Source organism: Burkholderia sp. E168m15, assembly GCF_016586105.1.
Taxonomy (GTDB): domain Bacteria; phylum Pseudomonadota; class Gammaproteobacteria; order Burkholderiales; family Burkholderiaceae; genus Burkholderia; species Burkholderia orbicola.
The window spans coordinates 1-21891 of sequence record NZ_BCPO01000194.1; the positions used below are offsets into that span (position 1 = coordinate 1).

Genomic DNA, 21891 nt, shown 5'->3' on the forward strand with positions numbered 1-21891 from the left:
GACCAACAGCAACCTGACCTCGCTGTCCACGTCGACCTCGACCGTCGTCGGCTCGCTGTCCACCGGCTTGAGTTCGACCAACAGCTCGATCACGTCGCTGTCCACGTCGACGTCGACGGTCGTCGGTTCGTTGTCCACCGGCCTGAGTTCGACGAACAGCAGCCTGACCTCGCTGTCGACCGCCACGTCGACCGGGATCAGCTCGCTGTCGACGGGCCTCAGCTCGATCGCGAACAACAACACGAATCTCGGCAACAGCACGGCCGGTGCGATCGGCGGCGGGGCCACCTACGATCCGACCACCGGTACGATCTCGTCACCGTCGTACGTGACGTACAACAGCGACGGCTCGACGACGATCAACAACAACGTCGGCTCGGCGATCGACAACATCAACGCGAACGGCATCAAGTACTTCCACGCGAACTCGACCGCACCGGACAGCCAGGCGCTCGGCCTGGACAGCGTCGCGATCGGACCGAACGCGATCGCGCGCGTGGACGGCAGCATCGCGCTCGGCTCGGGTTCGGTGGCCGATCGCGCCGTGGTGCCGTCGTCGGGCATCCTCCGCAACGGCAGTGCGTCGATCCCGTTCGACACGACGGACCAGACGCTGCTCGGCGCGGTGTCTGTGGGCGATGCGACGAACAAGACGTACCGCCAGATCACCAACGTCGCGGACGGCACCGGCCAGCAGGATGCGGTGACGGTGCGCCAGTTGACCGGCGCGCTGCAGTCGTTCGCGGTCACCGGCCAGAAGTACTTCCACGCGAATTCGACGGCGGCCGATTCGCTCGCGGTCGGCGCGGAATCGGTCGCGGTCGGGCCGACGACGGTCGTCAACGGCGACAACGGCGTGGGTATCGGCAACGGCGCGATCGTCGACCAGACCGCACCGGGCGGGATCGCGATCGGCCAGGCGGCGAGTTCCGCGCAGTCCGACGCGATCGCGCTGGGTAGCGGCGCGACGGCGACCGGCGCGCAGTCGGTCGCGCAAGGCGCGAATGCGGTGGCGGTCAGTGTCGGCAGCGTCGCGCTCGGTTCGGGCGCGCGCAGCACGGCGACCGATGCGCTCGCGCTCGGCGCCGGTGCGTCGGCCACGTTCGCGAATAGCGTCGCGCTCGGCGCCGGTTCGCTGACCACGGTCGGCGCGCTGACGAACTATGTCGCGTACGGCCTGAGCAGCCCGCAGTCGTCGGCTGGCGAAATCAACATCGGCAACCGCCAGATCACCGGCCTTGCGGCCGGCAAGAACGGCACCGACGCGGTGAACGTGTCACAGCTCGATTCGGTCGCGAACCAGCTGACGACGTTGATCGACCAGCGCACGGCCAACCTCGGCGGGCAGTACACGACGAACCCGAACGGCACGAACGTGCCGCCGGGCGCGAGCGGGTCGAATTCGTCGGCGGGCGGCTCGGGGGCGGTCGCATCGGGCTCGAACAGCACGGCGGTCGGCAACAATGCGCTCGCATCGGGCAACGGCTCTTCCGCGATCGGCGTGGGCGCCACGGCAGCGGGCAACAACTCGACCGCGATCGGCACGGGCAGCAACGACGGCGGCCGCTCGAACGTGGTCGCGGTCGGCTCGGCGGATTCGGCGCGTCAGGTCGTGAACGTCGCGGCCGGCACGCAGGGCACCGACGCGGTGAACGTGAACCAGCTGAACGCGGTCTCGAACCAGTTCACGCAGTCGCTGAACACGGTCAACAACCAGCTCACGCAGATGCAGCAGCAGATCCAGCAGACCGATTCGATGGCCCGCGAGGGGATCGCCGCGACCGCCGCGATGGCGTCGATTCCGCACATGGACCGCGATTCGAATTTCGCGATGGGGGTCGGCACGGCGACGTTCCAGGGCCAGAAGGCCATGGCGGTCGGCGTGCAGGCGCGCGTCACGGAGAACCTGAAGGCGACGCTGAACGGCGGTTTCGCCGGCAGCCAGCGCGTCGTCGGCGCGGGCATGCTGTATCAGTGGAAGTGATCGTGCGCAGCGGTTCGTTCCGGCCCGCGTGGCCGGAGCGGACCGCGCCGAACGCCAACGTGCGCGGAGGCGTCGCGACATCGCGCCGCACGCGCCGTGCTCATCGCATTCTCGGAGTCATCAAGTGAAAAACATCCATCTTGTTCTGCTGACGTCCGTCGTTTCCCTCGCGGCCTGTTCGAGTGCGTCGGGGCCGACGTACAACGCGTACGAGCTGCAGTCGCGAAACGGCATCCGGACGTTCCAGGTCGATTGCCACGGCATCCTGTCTACCGCGAAGACCTGCATGAAGGTCGCGACGCGCATGTGCGGCAACGAGCCCGTGCGCCTGGTCGACACCACGACGCCGTACCGCGACGGCGCCGATCCGCATTCGATCGTGTTCCAGTGCGGGGCGGCCCCCGCGCCGACGGCCGCGGCCGTTGCGCCGGCGCCCGCGCCGGTCGAGAAGGTGAGCCTGACCGGCGATGCGTATTTCGCGACGGACTCGGCCGCGCTGACGCCTGCGGCCACCGCCGCGCTCGACACGCTGCTGAACCGGCAGGCCGACCGGCATTTCGCGCGCGTGGAAGTGGACGGCTATACCGACGCGACCGGCTCGGATGCGCACAATCAGGCGCTGTCGAAGCGCCGGGCGGATGCGGTCGCCGGGTATTTGCGCGAGCACGGGCTGAAGGCGGATTCGTTCGCTGCAGTCGGTCACGGGGAAGCCAATCCGGCGGCGTCGAACGATACCGCCGAAGGGCGCGCGCGCAATCGTCGCGTGGAAATCTCGCTGCAGAAGTAGGACGCCGCGGCCAGGTTGCCGCAAGCGTGACCGTCGAAGCCAGGCGGCTCGCTTGCGGCAATGCGTGCTCGCCGCGGACAACGGCCGCGGGTAGGGCTCGTTGCGGCGTGCGCACGCGGTGTCCGTCGCAGCGGCGCCGCCGCCGAGCGACGACTGGCGTCCGGCACGCGGATCGCCATCCGTACCGGGCCGTGGATGGCGCTCAGTGTCGGATCATGCAGACGGCCACGATCTCGTACCCGGGGTCGGCATTCGCGCTCGCGGCTTGCTCCGCTTCGTCATACGAACCAAAGGAGGCGGCATCCTCGATGGCCGGCGCCATGCCGATATCGCCGTCCTCGGCGGTGCAGAGGAACTGCTCGCCGGTCTTCACGACATAGATGGACATCATGATTCCCTCCAGGGTTTGCAGGGGGAAATTTCAGTCTAGCAGGCGGGAAGCGGGGCGGCGGTCCGCTTTCGGCACGCGCGACGAGGCGGTCTTACAACCGTCGGTCGACCCTGATCGGCCTGCATGCGGCGGAAGCGGAAAGCCGTGCACAATACCCGCATGCGATCCCCCGACCTCGAATGCCTCGTTACCGTCACCATGCCCTTCGGTAAATACAAGGACCGGCTTCTTGCCGACCTACCCGGCAACTATCTCAACTGGCTGGCCCGCGAAGGGTTTCCGCGCGGCGAACTCGGCCGGCAGCTCGCGCTGATGCACGAAATCGACCACAACGGCCTGAGAGGCTTGCTGGACCCGCTGCGCAAGCGCGGTTAGTGCAGGGCGGCGCGTCACTGAAGCCGCGCGCTGTTTCGTCCGCGCATCGCAGGCGCGCGATTTCCGGATAGCCGATGCCGACGGGGAATCCCCGGCCGCCTGCCCATGAAGCCCGCAGGGTCGTCATGGAAAACTGTATGAATATACAGTATAGTACCCGTCGAACTCGAGCCGCACAGGTCCAACCCTTGCGGCACGTGCGCCGCGCCTGCGGGCATCCGCCGCAGCGTTCCGGCACCGTGAATTCCGGCTAACTCATTCAGACGGGCAGGCAAATTGTCATCCAGCAATCTGATCCGCATTCGCGGAGCACGTCAGCACAACCTCAAGAATCTCGATCTCGACCTGCGTACCGGTGAAATGACGGTCGTGACCGGCCCGTCGGGCTCCGGCAAGTCGAGTCTCGTGTTCGACACGCTGTACGCGGAAGGCCAGCGGCGCTACGTCGAAACCTTCAGCGCGTACGCGCGGCAGTTCCTCGACCGGATGGATCGCCCGCAGGTCGAGCGTGTCGACGGCGTGCCGCCCGCGATCGCGATCGACCAGACCAACCCGGTTCGGAGTTCGCGGTCGACCGTCGGCACGATGACCGAGCTGAACGACCACCTGAAGCTGCTGTACGCGCGCGCGGCCGAGCTGTTCGACCGCAAGACCGCGCGGCAGGTGCGGCACGACACGCCGGAGACGATCTACGCGGAACTCGTCGCGCGCACGCAGGCGGACGATCCGCGCGTCGTCGTCACGTTCCCGGTCGAATTGCCGGAGGCGGTGTCCGACGAGGAAATCGCGCAGTGGCTGTCGGCGAGCGGCTACACGCGCGTGCAGGCGCAGCGCGAGGTCGCGTCGCCCACCGGGCCGCGCAAGATGCTCGACGTGGTGGCCGACCGCTTTCGCGTGCAGCAGGCCGACAAGGCGCGGGTGGTGGAGGCGATCGAGGCGTCGCTGAAGCGCGGCGGCGGCCGCGTGAACGTGTACGTGCTGGCCGCGGAAGCGGAAAACGCAACGGCCGAGCCGTTGATCTGGCGCTTTTCCACCGGGCTCCACGATCCCGACAGCGACCTGCGCTACGCGGAGCCGCAGGCGGCGCTGTTCTCGTTCAACTCGGCGTACGGCGCGTGCGAGACCTGCCGCGGCTTCGGCCGCGTGATCGGCGTCGATCTCGGCCTCGTGATTCCCGACGCGCGCAAGACGCTGCGCGGCGGCGCGATCAAGCCGATGCAGACGCCCGCGTGGAAAGAGTGCCAGGACGACCTGATGCGCTACGCGGCGAAGGCCGGCATCCGGCGCGACGTGGCGTGGTCCGAGCTGACGGACGCCGAGCGCGACTGGGTCGTCAACGGTTCGCCGGACTGGAACGGCAAGTGGCAGAGCCAGTGGTACGGCGTGAAGCGCTTCTTCGGCTACCTCGAATCGAAAGCGTACAAGATGCACATCCGCGTGCTGCTGTCGAAATACCGCAGCTACACGCCGTGCGACGTGTGCGGCGGCGCGCGCCTGAAAACGGAGTCACTGCAATGGCGGCTCGGCTCGAAAGAGAATGCCGACGCCGTGCTCGCGCCGGCCGACCGCTTCATGCCGCGCGGCGTCGACTGGAGCCGCGCGCAGCTCGAAGCGCTGCCGGGCCTGACCGTGCACGACCTGATGCTGCTGCCGATCGAGCGCATCCGGCGCTTCTTCGACGACATCGTGCTGCCGAGCGCGCTGCTCGACGACGCATTGAAGCTGCTGCTCGCCGAGGTGCGCACGCGCCTGAAATACCTGTGCGACGTCGGGCTCGGCTACCTGACGCTCGACCGGCAAAGCCGCACGCTGTCGGGCGGCGAGGTGCAGCGGATCAACCTGACGACGGCGCTCGGCACGTCGCTCACGAAAACCCTGTTCGTGCTCGACGAACCGAGCATCGGGCTGCATCCGCGCGATCTCACGCGGATCGTCGAGGCGATGCAGCGGCTGCGCGACGCGGGCAACACGCTGGTCGTCGTCGAGCACGATCCGTCGGTGATGCTCGCGGCCGATCGATTGATCGACATGGGCCCCGGCCCGGGCGAGCGCGGCGGCACGATCGTGTACGACGGCACGCCCGGCGACATCCGCTCGGCGCACACGCTGACGGGCGAGTATCTCGGCGGCCGCAAGCAGGTCGCGCATGCGTCGAACTGGGCACGCCGCGTGGTCGACGCGAACACGCCGCGCATCGTGCTCGAAGGCGCGACCGAGCACAACCTGCGCGACGTCACGGTCGAGATCCCGCTGCAGCGGCTGGTGTGCGTGACGGGCGTATCCGGCTCCGGCAAATCCACGCTGCTGCAGGACGTGCTGTATCCGGCGATGGCGCGCCATCACGGCAAGGCGACCGAATCGCCGGGCGCGTTCCGCAGCCTCACGGGCGCCGACCAGGTCGGCGACGTCGTGTTCGTCGACCAGTCGCCGATCGGCAAGACCACGCGCTCGAACCCGGCGAGCTACGTCGGCGCGTTCGACGAAATCCGCAAGCTGTTCGCGAAGGCGCCGCTCGCGCTGCAACGCGGCTACGGCGCCGGCACGTTCAGCTTCAACTCGGGCGACGGCCGTTGCCCGACCTGCGGCGGCTCGGGCTTCGAACACATCGAAATGCAGTTCCTGAGCGACGTCTACCTGCGTTGCCCGGATTGCGACGGCAGCCGCTACCGCGCTGAGATTCTCGAAGTGCGTATCGAGCGCGACGGCCGCGCGCTGAACATCGCCGATGTGCTCGATCTCACCGTCAGCGAGGCGGCTGCGTTCTTCGCAACCGATGCCGAGGTGCTGCGCGTGCTGCAGCCGATCGTCGACGTCGGCCTCGAATACGTGAAGCTGGGCCAGCCGGTGCCGACGCTGTCGGGCGGCGAAGCGCAGCGCCTGAAGCTCGCCGGCTTCCTCGCCGAATCCGCGGCGGCGACCAACGGGCGCCGGGTCGCGACGGAAGAGGCGCGCATCGCCCGCGCGAAGTTGTTCATGTTCGACGAGCCGACCACCGGGCTGCACTTCGACGACATCGCGAAGCTGATGCAGGCGTTCGGCAAGCTGCTCGCGGCCGGCCATTCGCTGATCGTGATCGAGCACAATCTCGACGTGATCCGCGCGGCCGACTGGCTGATCGATCTCGGCCCGGAAGGCGGCGACGGCGGCGGCCTGGTGCTGTGCGCGGGCACGCCCGACGACGTGAAGGCCTGCGCCGAATCGCATACCGGCGTGGCGCTGCTGCAGTACGACCGCGAGATGGAGGGCGCAGCCGCGGCTGCCGACGAAGGCGTGCCGCTGCAGGCCGCGCTGAACGCGGCACGCGCGCGCCGTGCGATCGAAGGCGAGGACGTCGTGCGGATCGTCAACGCGCGCGAGCACAACCTGAAGTCGCTCGACGTCGACATCCCGCACGGCAAGTTCAACGTGATCACCGGCGTGTCGGGTTCCGGCAAGTCGACGCTCGCGTTCGACATCCTGTTCCACGAAGGCCAGCGCCGCTACCTCGAATCGCTGAACGCGTATGCGCGCTCGATCGTGCAGCCGGCCGGCCGCCCCGAGGTCGACGCGGTGTACGGCATTCCGCCGACCGTCGCGATCGAGCAGCGGCTGTCGCGCGGCGGGCGCAAGAGCACGGTCGCGACCACGTCCGAAGTGTGGCATTTCCTGCGGCTGCTGTACGTGAAGCTCGGTCTGCAGCATTGCATCCACGACGGCACACCGGTCACGTCGCAATCCGTCGAATCGATCGCCGCGCAACTGCTGCGCGATCATCGCGGCGAACACGTCGGGCTGCTCGCGCCGCTCGTCGTCAATCGCAAGGGTGTGTATACCGATCTCGCGAAGTGGGCGAAGGCGCGCGGCAGCACGCATTTGCGCGTCGACGGCGAATTCGTCACGGTCGATCCGTGGCCGAAGCTCGACCGCTTCCGCGAGCACACGATCGAATTGCCGGTGGCCGATATCGTCGTGTCGCCGGACAACGAAGCCGAGTTGCGGCGCAGGCTCGACGAGACGCTCGAGCTCGGCAAGGGCGTGATGCACCTGCTCGCGCCGCTCGACGGGCTGCACCACGCGATGCAGAACGATCATTCGACCGCGCAGGTCGGCGCGGTCAAGGTGCTGTCGGTGAAGCGCGCGTGCCCGGTATGCGGCACGAGCTATCCGGAGCTCGACCCGCGGATGTTCTCGTACAACAGCAAGCACGGCTGGTGCACGACCTGCGTCGGCACTGGCGTCACGCTCACCCGCGAGCAGCGCGCCGCGTACGACGACACGGTGCTCGCCGGCGACGATCGCGGCCGCGAACAGACCTTGCCGTCGGACGAGCAGGAGCCGGAAGGCGTCGGCAACGAGCCGTGCCCGGATTGCCACGGCACGCGGCTGAACCCGTCCGCACGCGCGGTCACGTTCGACGCGCATCCGATCGTCGAGGTCGCGCAGTGGACGGTGTCGGACACGCGCCGCTGGATCGACGCGCTGGAACTCACCGGGCGCGACGCGCAGATCGCGCGCGACATCGTCAGCGAGATCGGCAGCCGCCTCGCGTTTCTCGAGGAGGTCGGGCTTGGCTACCTGAGCCTCGACCGTGCGGCGCCGAGCCTGTCGGGCGGCGAAGCGCAGCGCATCCGGCTGGCCGCGCAGCTCGGCAGCAACCTGCAGGGCGTGTGCTACGTGCTCGACGAGCCGACCATCGGCCTGCATCCGCGCGACAACCAGATCCTGCTGGATGCATTGCGCAAGCTCGGCGACAAGGGCAATACACTCGTCGTCGTCGAGCATGACGAGGACACGATCCGCCGCGCGGATCACATCATCGACGTCGGCCCGGGCGCCGGCAAGCGCGGCGGCACGCTGGTCGCGCAAGGCGCGGTGGCCGATCTCGCCGCGCGGGCCGATTCGGTGACGGGGCGCCTGCTCGCGCAGCCGATGACGCACCCGCTGCAACCGCGCCGCAGCGTGAGCCTGCCGGGCAAGAAGGGCGGTGAAGCCGTGCCGGAAGCCTGGCTGACCGTGCATGGCGCGCAGCTGCACAACCTGCGCGACGTCACGGTCGGCATTCCGCTCGCGCGGCTCGTCGCGGTCACGGGCGTCAGCGGTTCGGGCAAGTCGACGCTCGCGCGCGACGTGCTGATGACGAACCTGCTGGACGCGGTCGGCCGCTCGGTGCTGTCGTCGCCCGCCACGCGGCGTGCGCGCAAGGCCGCGCAGCAGGACGCGCCGGCCACCAACCGTCGTTCGAGCGTGCTCGCGCGCAGCGCACCGCGGCCGTCGCTGAACGTCACGCATGCGTGGCAAGGTTGCGAGTCGCTGAGCGGCTGGGAGCAGATCGATCGCGTGCTCGAAGTCGACCAGACGCCGATCGGCAAGACGCCGCGTTCGTGCCCGGCCACCTATATCGGCGTGTGGGACACGATCCGCAAGCTGTTCGCCGATACGCTCGAAGCGCGCGCACGCGGCTATACGGCGTCGCGTTTCTCGTTCAATACCGGCGACGGGCGCTGCCCCGCGTGCGAAGGGCAGGGCGTGCGCACGATCGGCATGAGCTTCCTGCCGGACGTGAAGGTGCCGTGCGACGTGTGCCACGGGCAGCGCTTCAATCCGGAAACGCTCGCCGTCACGTGGCGCGGCCGGAACATCGGCGACGTGCTGACGATGGAGATCGACGAGGCGGTCGAGTTCTTCGCGCCGATCTCGAACATCGCGCATCCGCTGCAGCTGATGAAGGACGTCGGGCTCGGCTATCTGACGCTCGGCCAGCCGTCGCCGACGCTGTCCGGCGGCGAGGCGCAGCGCATCAAGCTCGTCACCGAGCTGACGAAGGTGCGCGACGACATCACGCGGCGCGGCCAGAAGGTGCCGCACACGCTGTACGTGCTCGACGAGCCGACGGTCGGCCTGCATATGGCCGACGTCGCGAAGCTGATCCGCGTGCTGCACCGGCTGGTGGATGCCGGGCATAGCGTCGTCGTGATCGAGCACGATCTCGACGTGATCGCCGAAGCCGACTGGATCATCGATCTCGGGCCCGAAGGCGGCGTGGGCGGCGGCACGATCGTCGCGGCGGCGGCGCCGGAAGGGCTCGTGCAGGTGAAGGCCAGCCATACCGGGCAAGCGCTGAAGCCGGTGCTGGCCCGAGCGGCCAGCGAAGACGCCGAAGCGGAGCAGCAGGGCGCGGCGCGGGTCGGCTGAACGCGTCGCATCCGGCGAGCGGCCCCGATGCCTGGTGAGGCATCGGGGCCGTTCTCGTCTCGTCCTTCATGTCGACGATGGCGCCGCGCTCAATTCGCGTTGACGCCGATCGCCTCGATGATGGTTTCCAGCTGAGGGCTCATCGGCAGGTTCAGACTCAAGCCGGACGGAAGCGGGCGCAGGAACCAGCGCTTGTACTGACGTGCGATCTCGCCGTCGGCGGCCAATTCCTGGAACGTGCTTTTCACGATCTGCGCGAGTTGCGGATCGTCCTTGCGGAACATGATGCCGTACGGGTCGTACGATAGAAAATCGCCCACCACGTCGTACTGGCCGCCCTTGCTCGCATTCTCGGCGATCAGGCCGTACAGCAACACGTCGTCCGTCGCGAACGCGTCGGCACTGCCGTTCGCGACGAGCGCGAAGCCTTGCGCATGGTCCGGCACCACCTGTAGCTGGACCCCGAGCCGGAACTTGTCATTCAGGTCGCGCAGCGCCTTCTCGTTGGTCGTGCCGGCCGTCACCGCGACTTTCTTGCCCGCGAGATCGCGGAACGAGCGGATCGGCGCGCCGCGTTTCACCATCACCTTCGTGCCGGCCACGAAGAAGATCGGCGAGAACGCCACGCGTTTCTGGCGCTCAAGGTTGCTGGTCGTTGAGCCGCATTCCAGGTCGACCTTGCCGCTGACCACCGCGTCGATGCGGTTGTCGGACGTGACCGGCACCCAGCGGATCGTCAGGCTCTGGTTGATCGCATCCTCGATCGACGCCACGAGCGCCTTGCACAGCTCGATCGAATAGCCGATCGGCTGGTTGCGCGCATTCAGGTACGAAAACGGGATCGACGCGTCGCGATAGCCGAGCGCGATCGTGCCGCTGCTGCGCACCTTCGCGAGCGTGCCGGTCAGTTGGGCCGGCGCGAACGGCTCGACGCGCGGCGGCGTCGACGGCGCATCGTCCGCACGCGCGGCCGCGCCCGTCGCAAGCAGGCCCGCGAGCGCGAGCGCACGCCAGAATCGCTGCATCTTCATCGCCGGGCCTCCGTCAGACTTCCGTCGGATGTGCGATCGTCGCTTCCTGTTCCGCTTCGATGCGCGCAGCGTTGGCTTCGGCTTCCGCTTCCGGCAGGAGCTGGCCTTCCCATTTCGCGACCACCGCGCTCGCGATCGAATTGCCCACCGCATTGGTGGCCGAGCGGCCCATGTCGAGGAACGTGTCGACGCCGAGAATCAGCAGCAGCCCTGCCTCCGGCAGCCCGAACTGGTGCAGGGTGGCCGCGATCACGACGAGCGACGCACGCGGCACGCCGGCCATTCCCTTCGACGTGAGCATCAGTACCAGCAGCATCGTGATCTGCGTGCCGAGCGACAGGTGCATGTTGTACGCCTGCGCGATGAACAGCGACGCGAACGTGCAGTACATCATCGAGCCGTCGAGGTTGAACGAATAGCCCATCGGCATCACGAAGCTCGAGATCTTGCGCTTCACGCCGAAGCGGTCGAGCGCGTCGAGGATCTTCGGGTACGCGGCTTCGGAGCTGGCCGTCGCGAACGACAGCATGAACGCTTCCTTGATCAGCACCAGCAGCTTGAACACCCGCGGCCCGAGGAACACCAGCCCCGCACACACGAGTAACGCCCAGAGCAGGAACAGGCTGACGTAGAAGTCGCCCATGAACACCGCGAACTTCAGCAGTACCGATAGCCCGTTGACCGCGACGGTCGCGGCCATCGCGGCCATCACCGCGAGCGGCGCGAGCTTCATCACGTAGCCGGTGATCTTCAGCATCACGTGCGACAGCTGGTCGATCGCGGCGATGAGGATCTTGCCACGCTCGCCGAGCGCGGCGAGCGCGACGCCGAAGAACATCGAGAACACGACGATCTGCAGGATCTCGTTGTTCGCCATCGCCTCGGCGAACGACCTCGGCACCATGTGGCCGACGAAATCCTTCAGCGTGAACTTGGATGTCGCGAGGTTCGCCGATGCGCCGATGTCCGGCAGCGGCAGGCCGAGATTGTCACCGGGCCGCAGCAGGTTCGCCATCAGCAGCCCGAGCAGCAGCGAGACCAGCGACGCGGTGATGAACCAGGTGATCGATTTCGCGAATACGCGCCCGACCGAGGCCGCGTCGCCCATGTGCGCGATGCCGACGACCAGCGTGGAGAAGACGAGCGGCCCGATCACCATCTTGATCAGGCGCAGAAATACGTCCGAGACGAGCGAGATGTATCCGGCGACTTCGGCGGCGGCCTTCTTGTCCGGAAAGCTCGTGAAGACCATGTAGCCGATCGCGATGCCTGCCGCCATCGCGACCAGGATCCAGACGGCTGCAGCATTCTTTTTTCGCATCGTAAGCCTCCCATGCAGCGGTTTCGCAATCGGGGATGGAAGGACGATACAGGACCAGAATCGCGCTGAACAGTGCAACCGGGTTCGGGTTTGCGCTAGCGCCGGATCATGGCCGATGGGGCGACGGTGATGGCGGGGGTGGCGCTGCCTGCCCGTGCGCCGGCGCAACCGGGTGAGGATTGGTGCGACGCAGCACATTGCCTGTTCGACGGGCGCCGGATGGCGGTAACCTGCGCCGCGCCATTTCGCCACTGTTCTGCACCACCGACGATGTTGTGGTGCCGGGATGCCGCGCCACCGTGAACAGGCGCTAGTCGTGCGCCCGCGGGTCCAGCAGGCTCGTGCTGAAATCGCACGCTTGCTCCGCGAGCCGGACGATCTCGGCGGTCAGCGAATGAGCGCGTTCGGCCCGGTGCAGCGCGACGTAGCGAACCGGCGGCAGCGCCGGCTGCGTGCGCACGATCTCCAGCGCGTCGCAAGCGACGAGGTGCGCTACGCACGCCTTCGGCAGATAGCTGATGCCCAGGCCCGACAGCGTCAGGCCGATCTGCGCGAGCAGGCTGTTGCTCGACAGCACGCGCTGAGTCGCGACGCCGTGTTCCTGCAGAAAGCGCGTGTACAGATGCCCGGTGCCCGACAGGTTCCCCTGCAGGATCAGCGGAAACCGCGCGATCTCCGTCAACGCAAGGGCGGCGCGGGACGTCGGCATAAATCCGGCCGCGCACATCCACGCGTTGTCGACCTCGCCGACCACCGTCGCCGTGAACGCGTCCGTCGCATGAATCTGCGGGACCACGATCAGATCGATCGTGTCGGCCGCGAGCCGGTCGCGCAGCGTCGCGGTCAGGTCCACCTCGGCCTCCACGTGCACGCGCGGATAGGCGGCCTGGATCGCCGCGATCAGGCGCGGCAGCCACGTCAGCGCGGTCAGTTCGGTCACGCCGATCCGGACATGCCGCACCAGCGCTTCCTTCGAACTCATCCGCTCGACCACGCGGTCGCGCTGTTCGAGCAATGCCTTCGCATGGTCGAACAGCTCCGCGCCCTTGTCGGTGAGCCGCGCGCTGCGATGCGCGCGATCGAACACGGTGAGGTCGAACGCGCGTTCGAGCTCCTGGATGCGCTTCGATACGGCCGACTGCGTCGTGTTCAGGCGCGTCGCGGCCGCGTCGAACGAGCCGAGCTGCACGATCCAGTACAGCGCTTCCATCTGCTTGAACGTCAGCATCGCGTCTCACTCGATAGATGAAGAAAAGCGATATGTTCTCATGTCAAAAAATCGCTTTTTTTACATATTTAGGCTGTTTAAGGTGCTCCCGTTGCGTCGCCTGGCGAGTGCGTTCATCAGAAAACGCGCCGCATCGCACCCAGCGTTCAATCGACCCCCCATTCTCTGGAGATTGCATGGACACCGTCATCGACTCCCCGCCCGTCGTCGGCGCGGCCCGCAAGCCGCGCGTCGGGCTCGCGTGGCAGATCCTCATCGGCCTCGTCATCGGCATCGCGACCGGGCTCGTGCTGAACCGGTTTCCGCAACTGCGCGACACGGCCGTGTCCGGGGTGCTGCAGCCGGCCGGCGACATCTTCATCAAGCTGGTGCGGATGATCGTCGTGCCGATCGTATTCACGAGCATGGTGATCGGCATCGCCGGCGTGGGCGACGGCAAGTCGCTCGGACGCCTCGGCATCAAGACGCTGCTCTATTTCGAGGTGATCACGACGATCGCGATCGTGCTCGGGCTCGTGATCGGCAACGTGTTGCAGCCGGGCGTCGGCACCGACATGTCGCAACTCGGGCACACCGACATTTCCCGTTACCAGCAGACCACGCAACAGGTGCAGCAGGCGCACCACGGGCTGATGGCGCTGGTGCTCGGCATCATCCCGGACAACATCGTCGCGTCGATGGCCAAGGGCGACCTGCTGCCGGTGATCTTTTTCTCGCTGCTGTTCGGGCTCGGGCTGCAGTCCGTGCCGGAAGAGCATCGCAAGCCGGTGCTCGCGATGCTCAAGGGCGTCGCCGACGCGATGTTCAAAGTGACGAACATGGTGATGCGCTATGCGCCGGTCGGCGTGTGCGCGCTGATCGCGGTGACCGTTTCAAGTTTCGGCTTCGGATCGCTGCTGCCGCTGCTGAAACTCGTCGCCGTCACTTACTTCGCGATCCTGCTGTTCGCGATCGCCGTGCTCGGCGTGACCGCGCGGCTGTTCGGGTTCCGCATCCTGACACTGCTGCGCGTGATCAAGGACGAACTGATCATCGCGTTCTCGACCTGCAGTTCGGCGACCGTGCTGCCGCAACTGATGAAGAAGATGGAGGACTACGGCGTGCCGAAGAGCATCACGACGTTCGTGGTGCCGACCGGCTACACGTTCAACCTCGACGGCGCGTCGATCTATCTCGGCATCGGCACGCTGTTCGTCGCGCAGCTGTATGGCGTGCACCTCGGCTGGCAGCAGCAGGTGCTGCTGACGCTGACCATGGTCGTCACGTCGAAGGGCGCCGCCGGTGTGCCGGGCTTCATGTTCGTGATCATGCTCGCGACGCTCGCGAGCGCGGGATTGCCGCTCGAAGGGCTCGCGTTCATTGCCGGCGTCGACCGGATCATGGACATGGGCCGCACCGCGCTGAACGTCGTCGGCAATGCGCTGGCGCCGCTCGTCATCGCGAAATGGGAAGGCCGGTACGACGCGGAAAAGGGCCGCGCGTACGTCGAATCGCTGCGCGGCTGAACGCCGCCATGCATGCACCGCACAACATTCCGAAGCAAACAGGAGCATCGAAGATGAGCAGTCCCCATGGCGCACTTTTTCCCGACGCGTTGATGCAGCAGATCAAGTCGCACTTTCATCACGTCGATCGCGACGTCGACGGCCGCGAGCGGTTGTTCTTCGACAACGCGGGCGGGTCGTTCCGGTTGAAGGCGGCAGTCGACGCGTACGCGCGGGTCGATGCGCTGCCCGATTGCCCGGAGCGTATCCATGCGCGGGCGCTCGATCTGCAGGCGATCCAGTCGCGCGGCGAGGACGACGTTCGCACGATCCTGAACGCGCAGGGCGGCACCGTGTATGCGTCGCTGACCGCATCGGGCGCGATGTTCGACATGGTGCGCGCGATCATGGAGAACGTGCCGGGCACCAACGCGGTGACGACCGTGCTCGAGCACCCGTCGTCCTACGATGCAATGACGGTTTACGCGGAACGGACCGGCAAGACGCTGCGCATCGCGCCGAGCAATCCTGAGACCGGTGGCGTGGACGTCGACGCGATCGTGGCGCTGGTCGACGCCGATACCGCGCTGCTCAGCGTGATGGCGGCGTCGAACATCTCCGGTGCGAAATTCGACATCGAGACGATCGTCGCGCGGGCGAGAGAGAAGAAGCCCGATCTGTTCATCGTCGTCGACGCGGTCCAGCATGCGCCGCACGGGGTCATCGACCTGCAGCGCACGCCGGTCGACGGGATCAACTTCGCGCCGTACAAGTATTTCGGATGCCGCGGCTCGGGCATGTCGTGGCTGTCGCCGCGTGCGGCCGCGCTGCCGCATCACCGGCTCGCCGCGAAGGAGAACGGCGTATGGGAACTCGGGAGCCCGGCGCCCGCGCAATTTGCGGTCGTATCGTCGATTGTCGATTACGTGGCGTGGATCGGCCGGTATTTCACCGATTCCGACGACCGGCGCACGCTGTTTGTCGAGGGCATGCACCGGATCGAGCTGCATGAACGCGCGCTGCTCGCCGCGTTGCTCGACGGCTTGCGCGCGATCGACGGCGTCGACGTCTACTGGGATCATGACGACCTGACGCAGCGCGACCTGATCGTCGGGATCGGCTTCGCGCATCTCGAACCGACGCAGGCGGTGCGGGAATACGAGAAGCACGGTGTGATCGTCTACGAGCGCGTTGCGTCGAGCCTGTACTCGGGCCGGATGCTGAAATCGTTCGGGCTCGCCGGCGCGGTGCGGATCTCGCCGCTCCATTGTCATGCGCCGGACGATATCGCGCGATTCCTCGCGATCACCGAAGCGCTCGCGGCACAGCGCTGATCGGCGACACGGCCCGATTGTCCGGGCCGTACCGGTTTCGGCGCGGTTGTCGATCAGCCCGCCGGCGCGACCGATGCGCCCGTGATGCCGTGCCGGCGCAGCGAATCGGCGACGAAGCCCGACGCCTTCATGTCTTCGACGAACGCGGCCAGTGCCGCGGCGGCCGCGTCGCCGCGGCTCTTCGGCACGCCCATCGCCTGCCGGATCACCATGAAGCGCTCGTCGAGCAGGCGCAGGCCGGGCGTTTTCGCGGCGTCGGTTTCGAGCTGCTGCTTCACGCCGGCCGCCACTTCCAGCTGCTGCTCGACGAACGTCGGCACGACGGCTTGCGACGTCGGCGCACGCACGATCTGCGCGGCTTTCAGTTCGCGGGTGAGGAACAGGTCGTACGCGCTGCCCTTGCCGACGGCCACGCGGTTGTGCGGCTGGTCGACGTCCGCGTTGGTGCGGATCGGCGATGCATCCGGCACGAGATAGAAGCCTTCGATCAGCACGTACGGCGCGGTGAACGCGACCGTTTCGCCGCGCAGCGGATCGACCGCGAAGAAGCCGAAATCGGCGCGCTCGTCGGTCAGCGCCTGCACCGATTTGCCGGCGGCGTCGAACACGACGAGTTCCAGGTCGGCCGACAGGCGCTCGGCGAAGGCACGGGCGAGGTCGATCGATACGCCGAACGGTTCGCCCGTTACCGGGTCGCGGTTCGCGAGGATCGGGTTGCCGAGGTTGATCGATGCGCGAAGCTTGCCGGTGGGCGTGAAGGCGGAGACGACAGCAGGAGCGATGGGCATGGGCGGACTCGCGGGAGGCGTAGGGTTGGTCGGGTGACGGGATGCGCGACGGCGCGTCGATGCCGAGCTTATCACCGGGACGTCGGGTGGAGCGTGTCGCCCGGCGTGCCGGTGCGATCGGGCCGGGCGCACCGTGGCGACGGGGCGGCGCGCGATAGAGCGGGGGAGACGCTGCGCCAGCGTCGATGGCGCAGTGCATCGGTGATCAGCGACAGGGCCGGCGACGCCTCCGTACGCTGCTCTTTCGTGAGAACCGCGTGCGATCCGTCGTGCGCACGGCTGTTTCCAGCAGCCCGTCGTGGGGGAACGGAGCATCAATAGCAAGACGCCCGTGATGTGGGAAAGCGCGTCGTTCACGGGCGTACGGAGGCTACCGCTGCGCCACCGCGCTCGTTTCCCGCCAGCCGCCGCCCAGCACCTTGTACAGCGTGATGAGATTGGACTGCTTGGCGAGCATGTCCGTGACCAGTTGCTGTTGCGCGGCGTAGAGCGTGCGCTGCGCGTCGAGCAGGGTCAGGAAGCTGTCGGTGCCGCTGCGGTAGCGTGCCTGCGCGAGGTCGTAGTACTGCTGCGCGGAGTTGACGTAGTCGCGGTCCGCGGCTACCTGGGTGACGTACGTGGTGCGTCCCGCGAGTGCATTCGACACTTCCTTGAACGCCGTCTGGATGGCCTTTTCGTAGTTGGCGATGTCGATGTCCTTCTCGACCTTCGCCACGTCCAGCGTGGCGCGGTTGTAGCCGAAGTCGAAGATGGGCACCGAAATGGACGGCGCAAACGTCCACGCCCCCGTGCCCGCCTTGAACAGGTTCGAGAGGCTGCCGCTCGTGGTGCCCGCGGAAGCCGTCAGCTCGATCTTCGGAAAGAACGCGGCGCGCGCCGCGCCGATGTTGGCGTTGGCGGCCTTGAGCGTGTGCTCGGCTTCGACGATGTCGGGCCGGCGCGCGAGCAGGTCCGACGGCACGCCTTCGCCGATGTCCGCGAACGTGTTCTCGCTTTCCATCAACGAAGGGCCTTGCGGCAGATCGTCGGGCAGCGGCGCACCGATTTCGGCCACCAGGTCGTTGCGGTCCTGCGCGACCGCACGCGTGTACGAGGCGAGACTCGACCGCGCGCTCGCCAGCGAATTTTCAGCCTGGCGCACGTCCTGCAGCGACGCGCTGCCCATTTTCATCATGCTCACCGTGAGGTCGTAGGTGTGCTGGTCCGCATCCACGGTGTTCTGCGCGATCTGCAACGACGTCTCGTCGGAGAGCAGTTGCAGATAGTCGGTGGCGACGGTCGCGATCAGGCTGATCTGCGTGCTGGTGCGCGCGGCGTCCGTGGCGAGGTACTGCTCCAGCGCCTGACGCTTGAGGCTGCGCAGGCGGCCGAAGAAGTCGATTTCCCACGATGTGAGGCCCACGCTCGCGCTGCTCGAACTGTATGCGCTCGTGGAGCCGGCCACGCGTTCGCGCGTGACCGAGCCGGATGCGTTGATGGCCGGTCCGACGTTGGCGCGCGCAATGCGGTACTGCGCTTCGTACTGCGCCACGTTGAGCGCGGCCACGCGCATGTCGCGGTTGTTCGCGAGCGCGAGTTCGATCAGCTTTTGCAGTCGCGGGTCCTTGAAGAAATCGCGCCAGCCGAGGTCGGCTCCCGGCGGTGCCGCAGCCGTGCTCTGCGCGGCCTTCGGCTGCGCCAGCGCGGGCACGGTGGACCAGGTGTCGTCGACCGGTGCGGCCGGCCTTTGGTACGTCGGGTCCAGCGTGCAGCCTGCCAGCACGCCCGTGCAAACAAGGGCGATCAGTGTGCGTTTCATGCGTTGCCCTCGTTGATGTCGGCGGTGTCCGTGGTGTGACCGTGTTCGTTGAACAGTCTGCGCACCACGACGAAGAAGACCGGTACGAAGAAGATGGCGAGCACCGTGGCCGCGATCATGCCGCCCGTCACGCCGGTGCCGATGGCGTGGCGTGCGCCGGCGCCGGCCCCCGTACTGATGACGAGCGGCAGCACGCCGAACACGAACGCGAGCGAAGTCATGAGAATGGGGCGCAGCCGCATGTGGGCGGCTTCGAGTACGGCGTCCACGAGGCTGTGCCCCTGCGCCTGCAGATCCTTCGCGAACTCGACGATCAGGATGGCGTTCTTCGTGGACAGACCGATAGTGGCCAGCAGCCCCACCTTGAAGTAGATGTCGTTCGAAAGCCCGCGCCCGTGAGCGGCCAGTAACGCGCCCAGCACACCGAGCGGCACGACGAGCAGCACCGCAAGCGGAATCGACCAGCTTTCGTAGAGGCCCGCAAGGCACAGGAACACGACGACGAGCGAGATCGCATAGAGCACCGTGGCTTGCGAGCCGGCCTGCTTCTCCTGATACGACTGGCCCGTCCATTCCACGGCGAAGCCGGGCGGTAGTTTGTGCGCAAGCTGTTCGACTGCCGTCATCGCCTCGCCGGTGCTCACGCCGGGCCGCGTGGCGGCCGACATGCCCGCGGCGAGCTGCCGGTTGTAGCGCTCGATCTGTGGCGGCCCGAACGTCCAGTGGCTCTTTGCGAACGACGAGAAGGGCACCATCGTGGCGTCGTAGCCTGTCGTGCTCGTGGTGGTGCTCGAGGACGACGAGGACGACGAACCCGACGAACTGCTGCCTGCCTTCACATACCAGTCGCCGAGGTCGGCAGGCATCATGCGATACGGCGCGTCCGACTGCACATAGACTTTCTGCACGCGCCCCGTGTCGATGTAGTTGTTCACGTAGGACGAACCGAACGCGGTCTGCAGCGTGTCGTTGACGTCGGAGATGGAAAGCCCCAGCGCGTTGGCTTTTTCGCGGTCGATGTCCACCTGCAGCTGCGGCGTGTCTTCAAGGCCGGACGGGCGCACCATCGCGAGCGTCGGTTCCTTCGACGCCATGCCGAGAAACTGGTTGCGCACCGCGAGCAGCTTGTCGTGGCCTGCGCCGCCGCGGTCTTCTATCTCGAAGTCGAGGCCGCTTTGCGTACCCAGTTCCTGAATGGCGGGCGGATTCAGCACGAAGATGCGCGCGTCGCGATTGCCGGCGAAATGCTGGCTGGCGCGCGCGATGATGGCCGACGCGCTGTCGCGCGAACCGCGCAGGCTCCAGTCCTTGAGCGTCACGAACGCGATGGCGTTGTTCTGCCCCTGGCCGTTGAAGCTGAAGCCGTTGATGGCGATGACCTGCTTGACGCCCGGCTCGTCTTTCAGCACGTACTGCTCCACGGCCTCCACCGTCTTCAGCGTGCGCGAGGCCGGCGTGCCCGCGGGCGCGCTGATCGACACGATGAAGTAGCCCTGGTCTTCGTCAGGCAGGAACGAGGAGGGCAACGTGACGTAGAGCAGCGCCACGACGCCGGCGATCGCGCCGTAGAGAAGCATGTAACGCGCGGGCCGCGCGACCACGCGTGCGAGCGAGGAACTGTAACCCGCATTGCTCTTGGCGAACCACCGGTTGAACCAGCCGAAGAAGCCGCGCTTTTCGTGGTGCTCCACGTCGGCGCGCTTGAGCAGCGTGGCGCACAGCGCCGGCGTGAGCGTAAGCGCGAGCATGACCGACAGCAGCATCGCCGAGACGATGGTGATGGAGAACTGCCGGTAGATCGCGCCCGTGGAGCCCGCGAAGAACGCCATCGGAATGAAGACGGCGGTGAGCACGGTGGTCACGCCGACCAGGGCGCCGGTAATCTGCCCCATCGCCTTGTGCGTGGCTTCCTTCGGGCCGAGCTTCTCCTCGCTCATGATGCGCTCGACGTTTTCCACCACCACGATGGCGTCGTCCACGAGCAGGCCGATGGCGAGCACCATCGCGAACATCGAGAGGACGTTGATCGAAAAACCGATCATCGACGTCACACCGAACGTGCCGAGCAGCGCAACGGGCACCACGATGGTCGGAATCAGCGTGGCGCGCACGTTCTGCAGGAACAGGTACATCACGAGGAAGACCAGTACGACCGCTTCGAACAGCGTCTTCACGACCTCTTCGATCGAGATGCGAACGAACGGCGTGGTGTCGTACGGATAACTGATCGCGACGTCCTTCGGTAATTGCAGCTGGATCTCGGCGAGCTTCGCGCGCACGGCGTTGGCTGCGTCCAGCGCGTTGGCGCCGGTGGCGAGCTTGATGGCGAGCGCGGATGCCGGCTTGCCGTTCAGGCGCGACGAGGTGTCGTAGCTGTCGCCGCCTACCTCCACGCGCGCCACGTCCCTCAGCAGCACGCGCGAGCCGTCGCTGTTCACGCGCAGCAGGATGCCGGCGAACTGGTCGGCGGTCGTCAGCAGACTCGACGAACGGATGGTCGCGTTGATGGCCTGCGAATCCGTTGCCGGCGAGCCGCCGACCTGCCCCGTGGAAAGCTCGACGTTCTGGTTCGTGATGGCCGTGGTCACGTCGGCGGGCGTGAGTCCGAAGCTGTGCAGCTTCACCGGGTTGAGCCAGATGCGCATCGCGTGCTGCGAGCCGAACAGCGTCACGTCGCCCACGCCGTTCAACTGCGCGAGCGGATCTTCGATCCGGGTCGCGATGATGTTGCCGAGATCCACCGAATTCCAGGTGCCGCCCGGCGACGAGAGCGCGACGATCATGAGGAAGCTCGTCGACGCCTTCGCGACCTGCACACCTTGCTCCTGCACCGTTTGGGGCAGGGTAGGCGTGGCCTGCGTCACCTTGTTCTGCACCTGTACCTGCGCGATGTCGGGATTCGTGCCGGGATTGAACGTCAGCGTGATGGTGGCCTGCCCGGCGGAACTGCTCGTGGACGACATGTACAGCACGTTGTCGATGCCGCTCAGCTTCTGCTCGATCACCTGGGTCACGGTTGCCGCGACGGTGTCGGCGGAGGCGCCGGGGTAAGTGGCCGTCACCTGCACCGAGGGCGGCGCGATGGTGGGGTACTGCGCGACGGGAAGACTCGTGACCGCCGCCGCGCCCACCAGCATGATGACGATGGCCATGACCCACGCGAGAATGGGACGCTTGATGAAGAACTCTGCCATGCCGT

The 21891-nt window shown here is 67.0% G+C and carries 13 protein-coding genes; 6 read left to right on the plus strand and 7 right to left on the minus strand.

Annotated elements, in window-relative coordinates; all coding sequences use genetic code 11:
- Positions 1–1984, plus strand: a 1984-nt coding sequence (locus tag JMF86_RS30800) for a YadA-like family protein (RefSeq protein ID WP_201317261.1), incomplete at its 5' end; no start/stop codon positions are given.
- 124 nt (positions 1985–2108) lie between these two features.
- On the plus strand, positions 2109–2771 hold the full coding sequence (locus JMF86_RS30805) for an OmpA family protein (RefSeq protein WP_054928624.1): 663 nt from the start codon (positions 2109–2111) through the stop codon (positions 2769–2771).
- A 202-nt stretch (positions 2772–2973) separates the two neighbouring features.
- Here JMF86_RS30805 and JMF86_RS30810 read toward each other — a convergent pair whose 3' ends face one another.
- A complete protein-coding gene (locus tag JMF86_RS30810) occupies positions 2974–3162 on the minus strand; it encodes a hypothetical protein (RefSeq protein ID WP_023475168.1) in 189 nt (62 codons plus the stop codon).
- 159 nt (positions 3163–3321) lie between these two features.
- On the opposite strand from JMF86_RS30810, the gene JMF86_RS30815 reads away from it, so the two are divergent.
- Positions 3322–3537, plus strand: coding sequence for a DUF3820 family protein (locus tag JMF86_RS30815; RefSeq protein ID WP_027805708.1), 216 nt, complete (start codon positions 3322–3324; stop codon positions 3535–3537).
- Positions 3538–3813: 276 nt separating this feature from the next.
- Positions 3814–9708 carry an excinuclease ABC subunit UvrA gene (gene uvrA / locus JMF86_RS30820; protein WP_054928625.1) on the plus strand — a complete coding sequence of 1965 codons (5895 nt, stop codon included), beginning with the start codon at positions 3814–3816 and terminating at the stop codon, positions 9706–9708.
- A gap of 89 nt (positions 9709–9797) precedes the next feature.
- Here uvrA and JMF86_RS30825 read toward each other — a convergent pair whose 3' ends face one another.
- The 3 genes from JMF86_RS30825 to JMF86_RS30835 all read right to left on the minus strand — a co-directional run bounded on the left by JMF86_RS30825 (position 9798) and on the right by JMF86_RS30835 (position 13288).
- On the minus strand, positions 9798–10739 hold the full coding sequence (locus JMF86_RS30825; protein ID WP_054928626.1) for an amino acid ABC transporter substrate-binding protein: 942 nt from the start codon (positions 10737–10739) through the stop codon (positions 9798–9800).
- A gap of 13 nt (positions 10740–10752) precedes the next feature.
- The gene (locus tag JMF86_RS30830) at positions 10753–12060 is read right to left on the minus strand and encodes a dicarboxylate/amino acid:cation symporter (protein ID WP_023475159.1); all 1308 of its coding nucleotides are present in this window, start codon (positions 12058–12060) and stop codon (positions 10753–10755) included.
- A gap of 310 nt (positions 12061–12370) precedes the next feature.
- Positions 12371–13288 carry a LysR family transcriptional regulator gene (locus tag JMF86_RS30835; protein WP_054928627.1) on the minus strand — a complete coding sequence of 306 codons (918 nt, stop codon included), beginning with the start codon at positions 13286–13288 and terminating at the stop codon, positions 12371–12373.
- 176 nt (positions 13289–13464) lie between these two features.
- Between JMF86_RS30835 and gltP the strand changes: the two genes are divergently transcribed.
- Positions 13465–14793 (plus strand): glutamate/aspartate:proton symporter GltP, encoded by a 1329-nt coding sequence (gltP, locus tag JMF86_RS30840; RefSeq protein ID WP_054928628.1) that lies wholly within the window; start codon positions 13465–13467, stop codon positions 14791–14793.
- A 53-nt stretch (positions 14794–14846) separates the two neighbouring features.
- Complete coding sequence (locus JMF86_RS30845; RefSeq protein WP_054928637.1) at positions 14847–16106, plus strand: aminotransferase class V-fold PLP-dependent enzyme; 1260 nt, start codon at positions 14847–14849, stop codon at positions 16104–16106.
- A gap of 53 nt (positions 16107–16159) precedes the next feature.
- On the opposite strand, the gene JMF86_RS30850 is transcribed toward JMF86_RS30845, so the two are convergent.
- The 3 genes from JMF86_RS30850 to JMF86_RS30860 all read right to left on the minus strand — a co-directional run bounded on the left by JMF86_RS30850 (position 16160) and on the right by JMF86_RS30860 (position 21886).
- On the minus strand, positions 16160–16894 hold the full coding sequence (locus JMF86_RS30850; protein ID WP_054928629.1) for an ABC transporter substrate-binding protein: 735 nt from the start codon (positions 16892–16894) through the stop codon (positions 16160–16162).
- 370 nt (positions 16895–17264) lie between these two features.
- Complete coding sequence (locus JMF86_RS30855) at positions 17265–18692, minus strand: efflux transporter outer membrane subunit (RefSeq protein ID WP_054928630.1); 1428 nt, start codon at positions 18690–18692, stop codon at positions 17265–17267.
- Entirely contained in the window at positions 18689–21886 is a 3198-nt protein-coding gene (locus tag JMF86_RS30860) for an efflux RND transporter permease subunit (protein ID WP_054928631.1), read from the minus strand. The genes JMF86_RS30855 and JMF86_RS30860 overlap by 4 nt, the downstream gene beginning before the upstream one ends.
- Positions 21887–21891 lie beyond the last annotated feature (5 nt).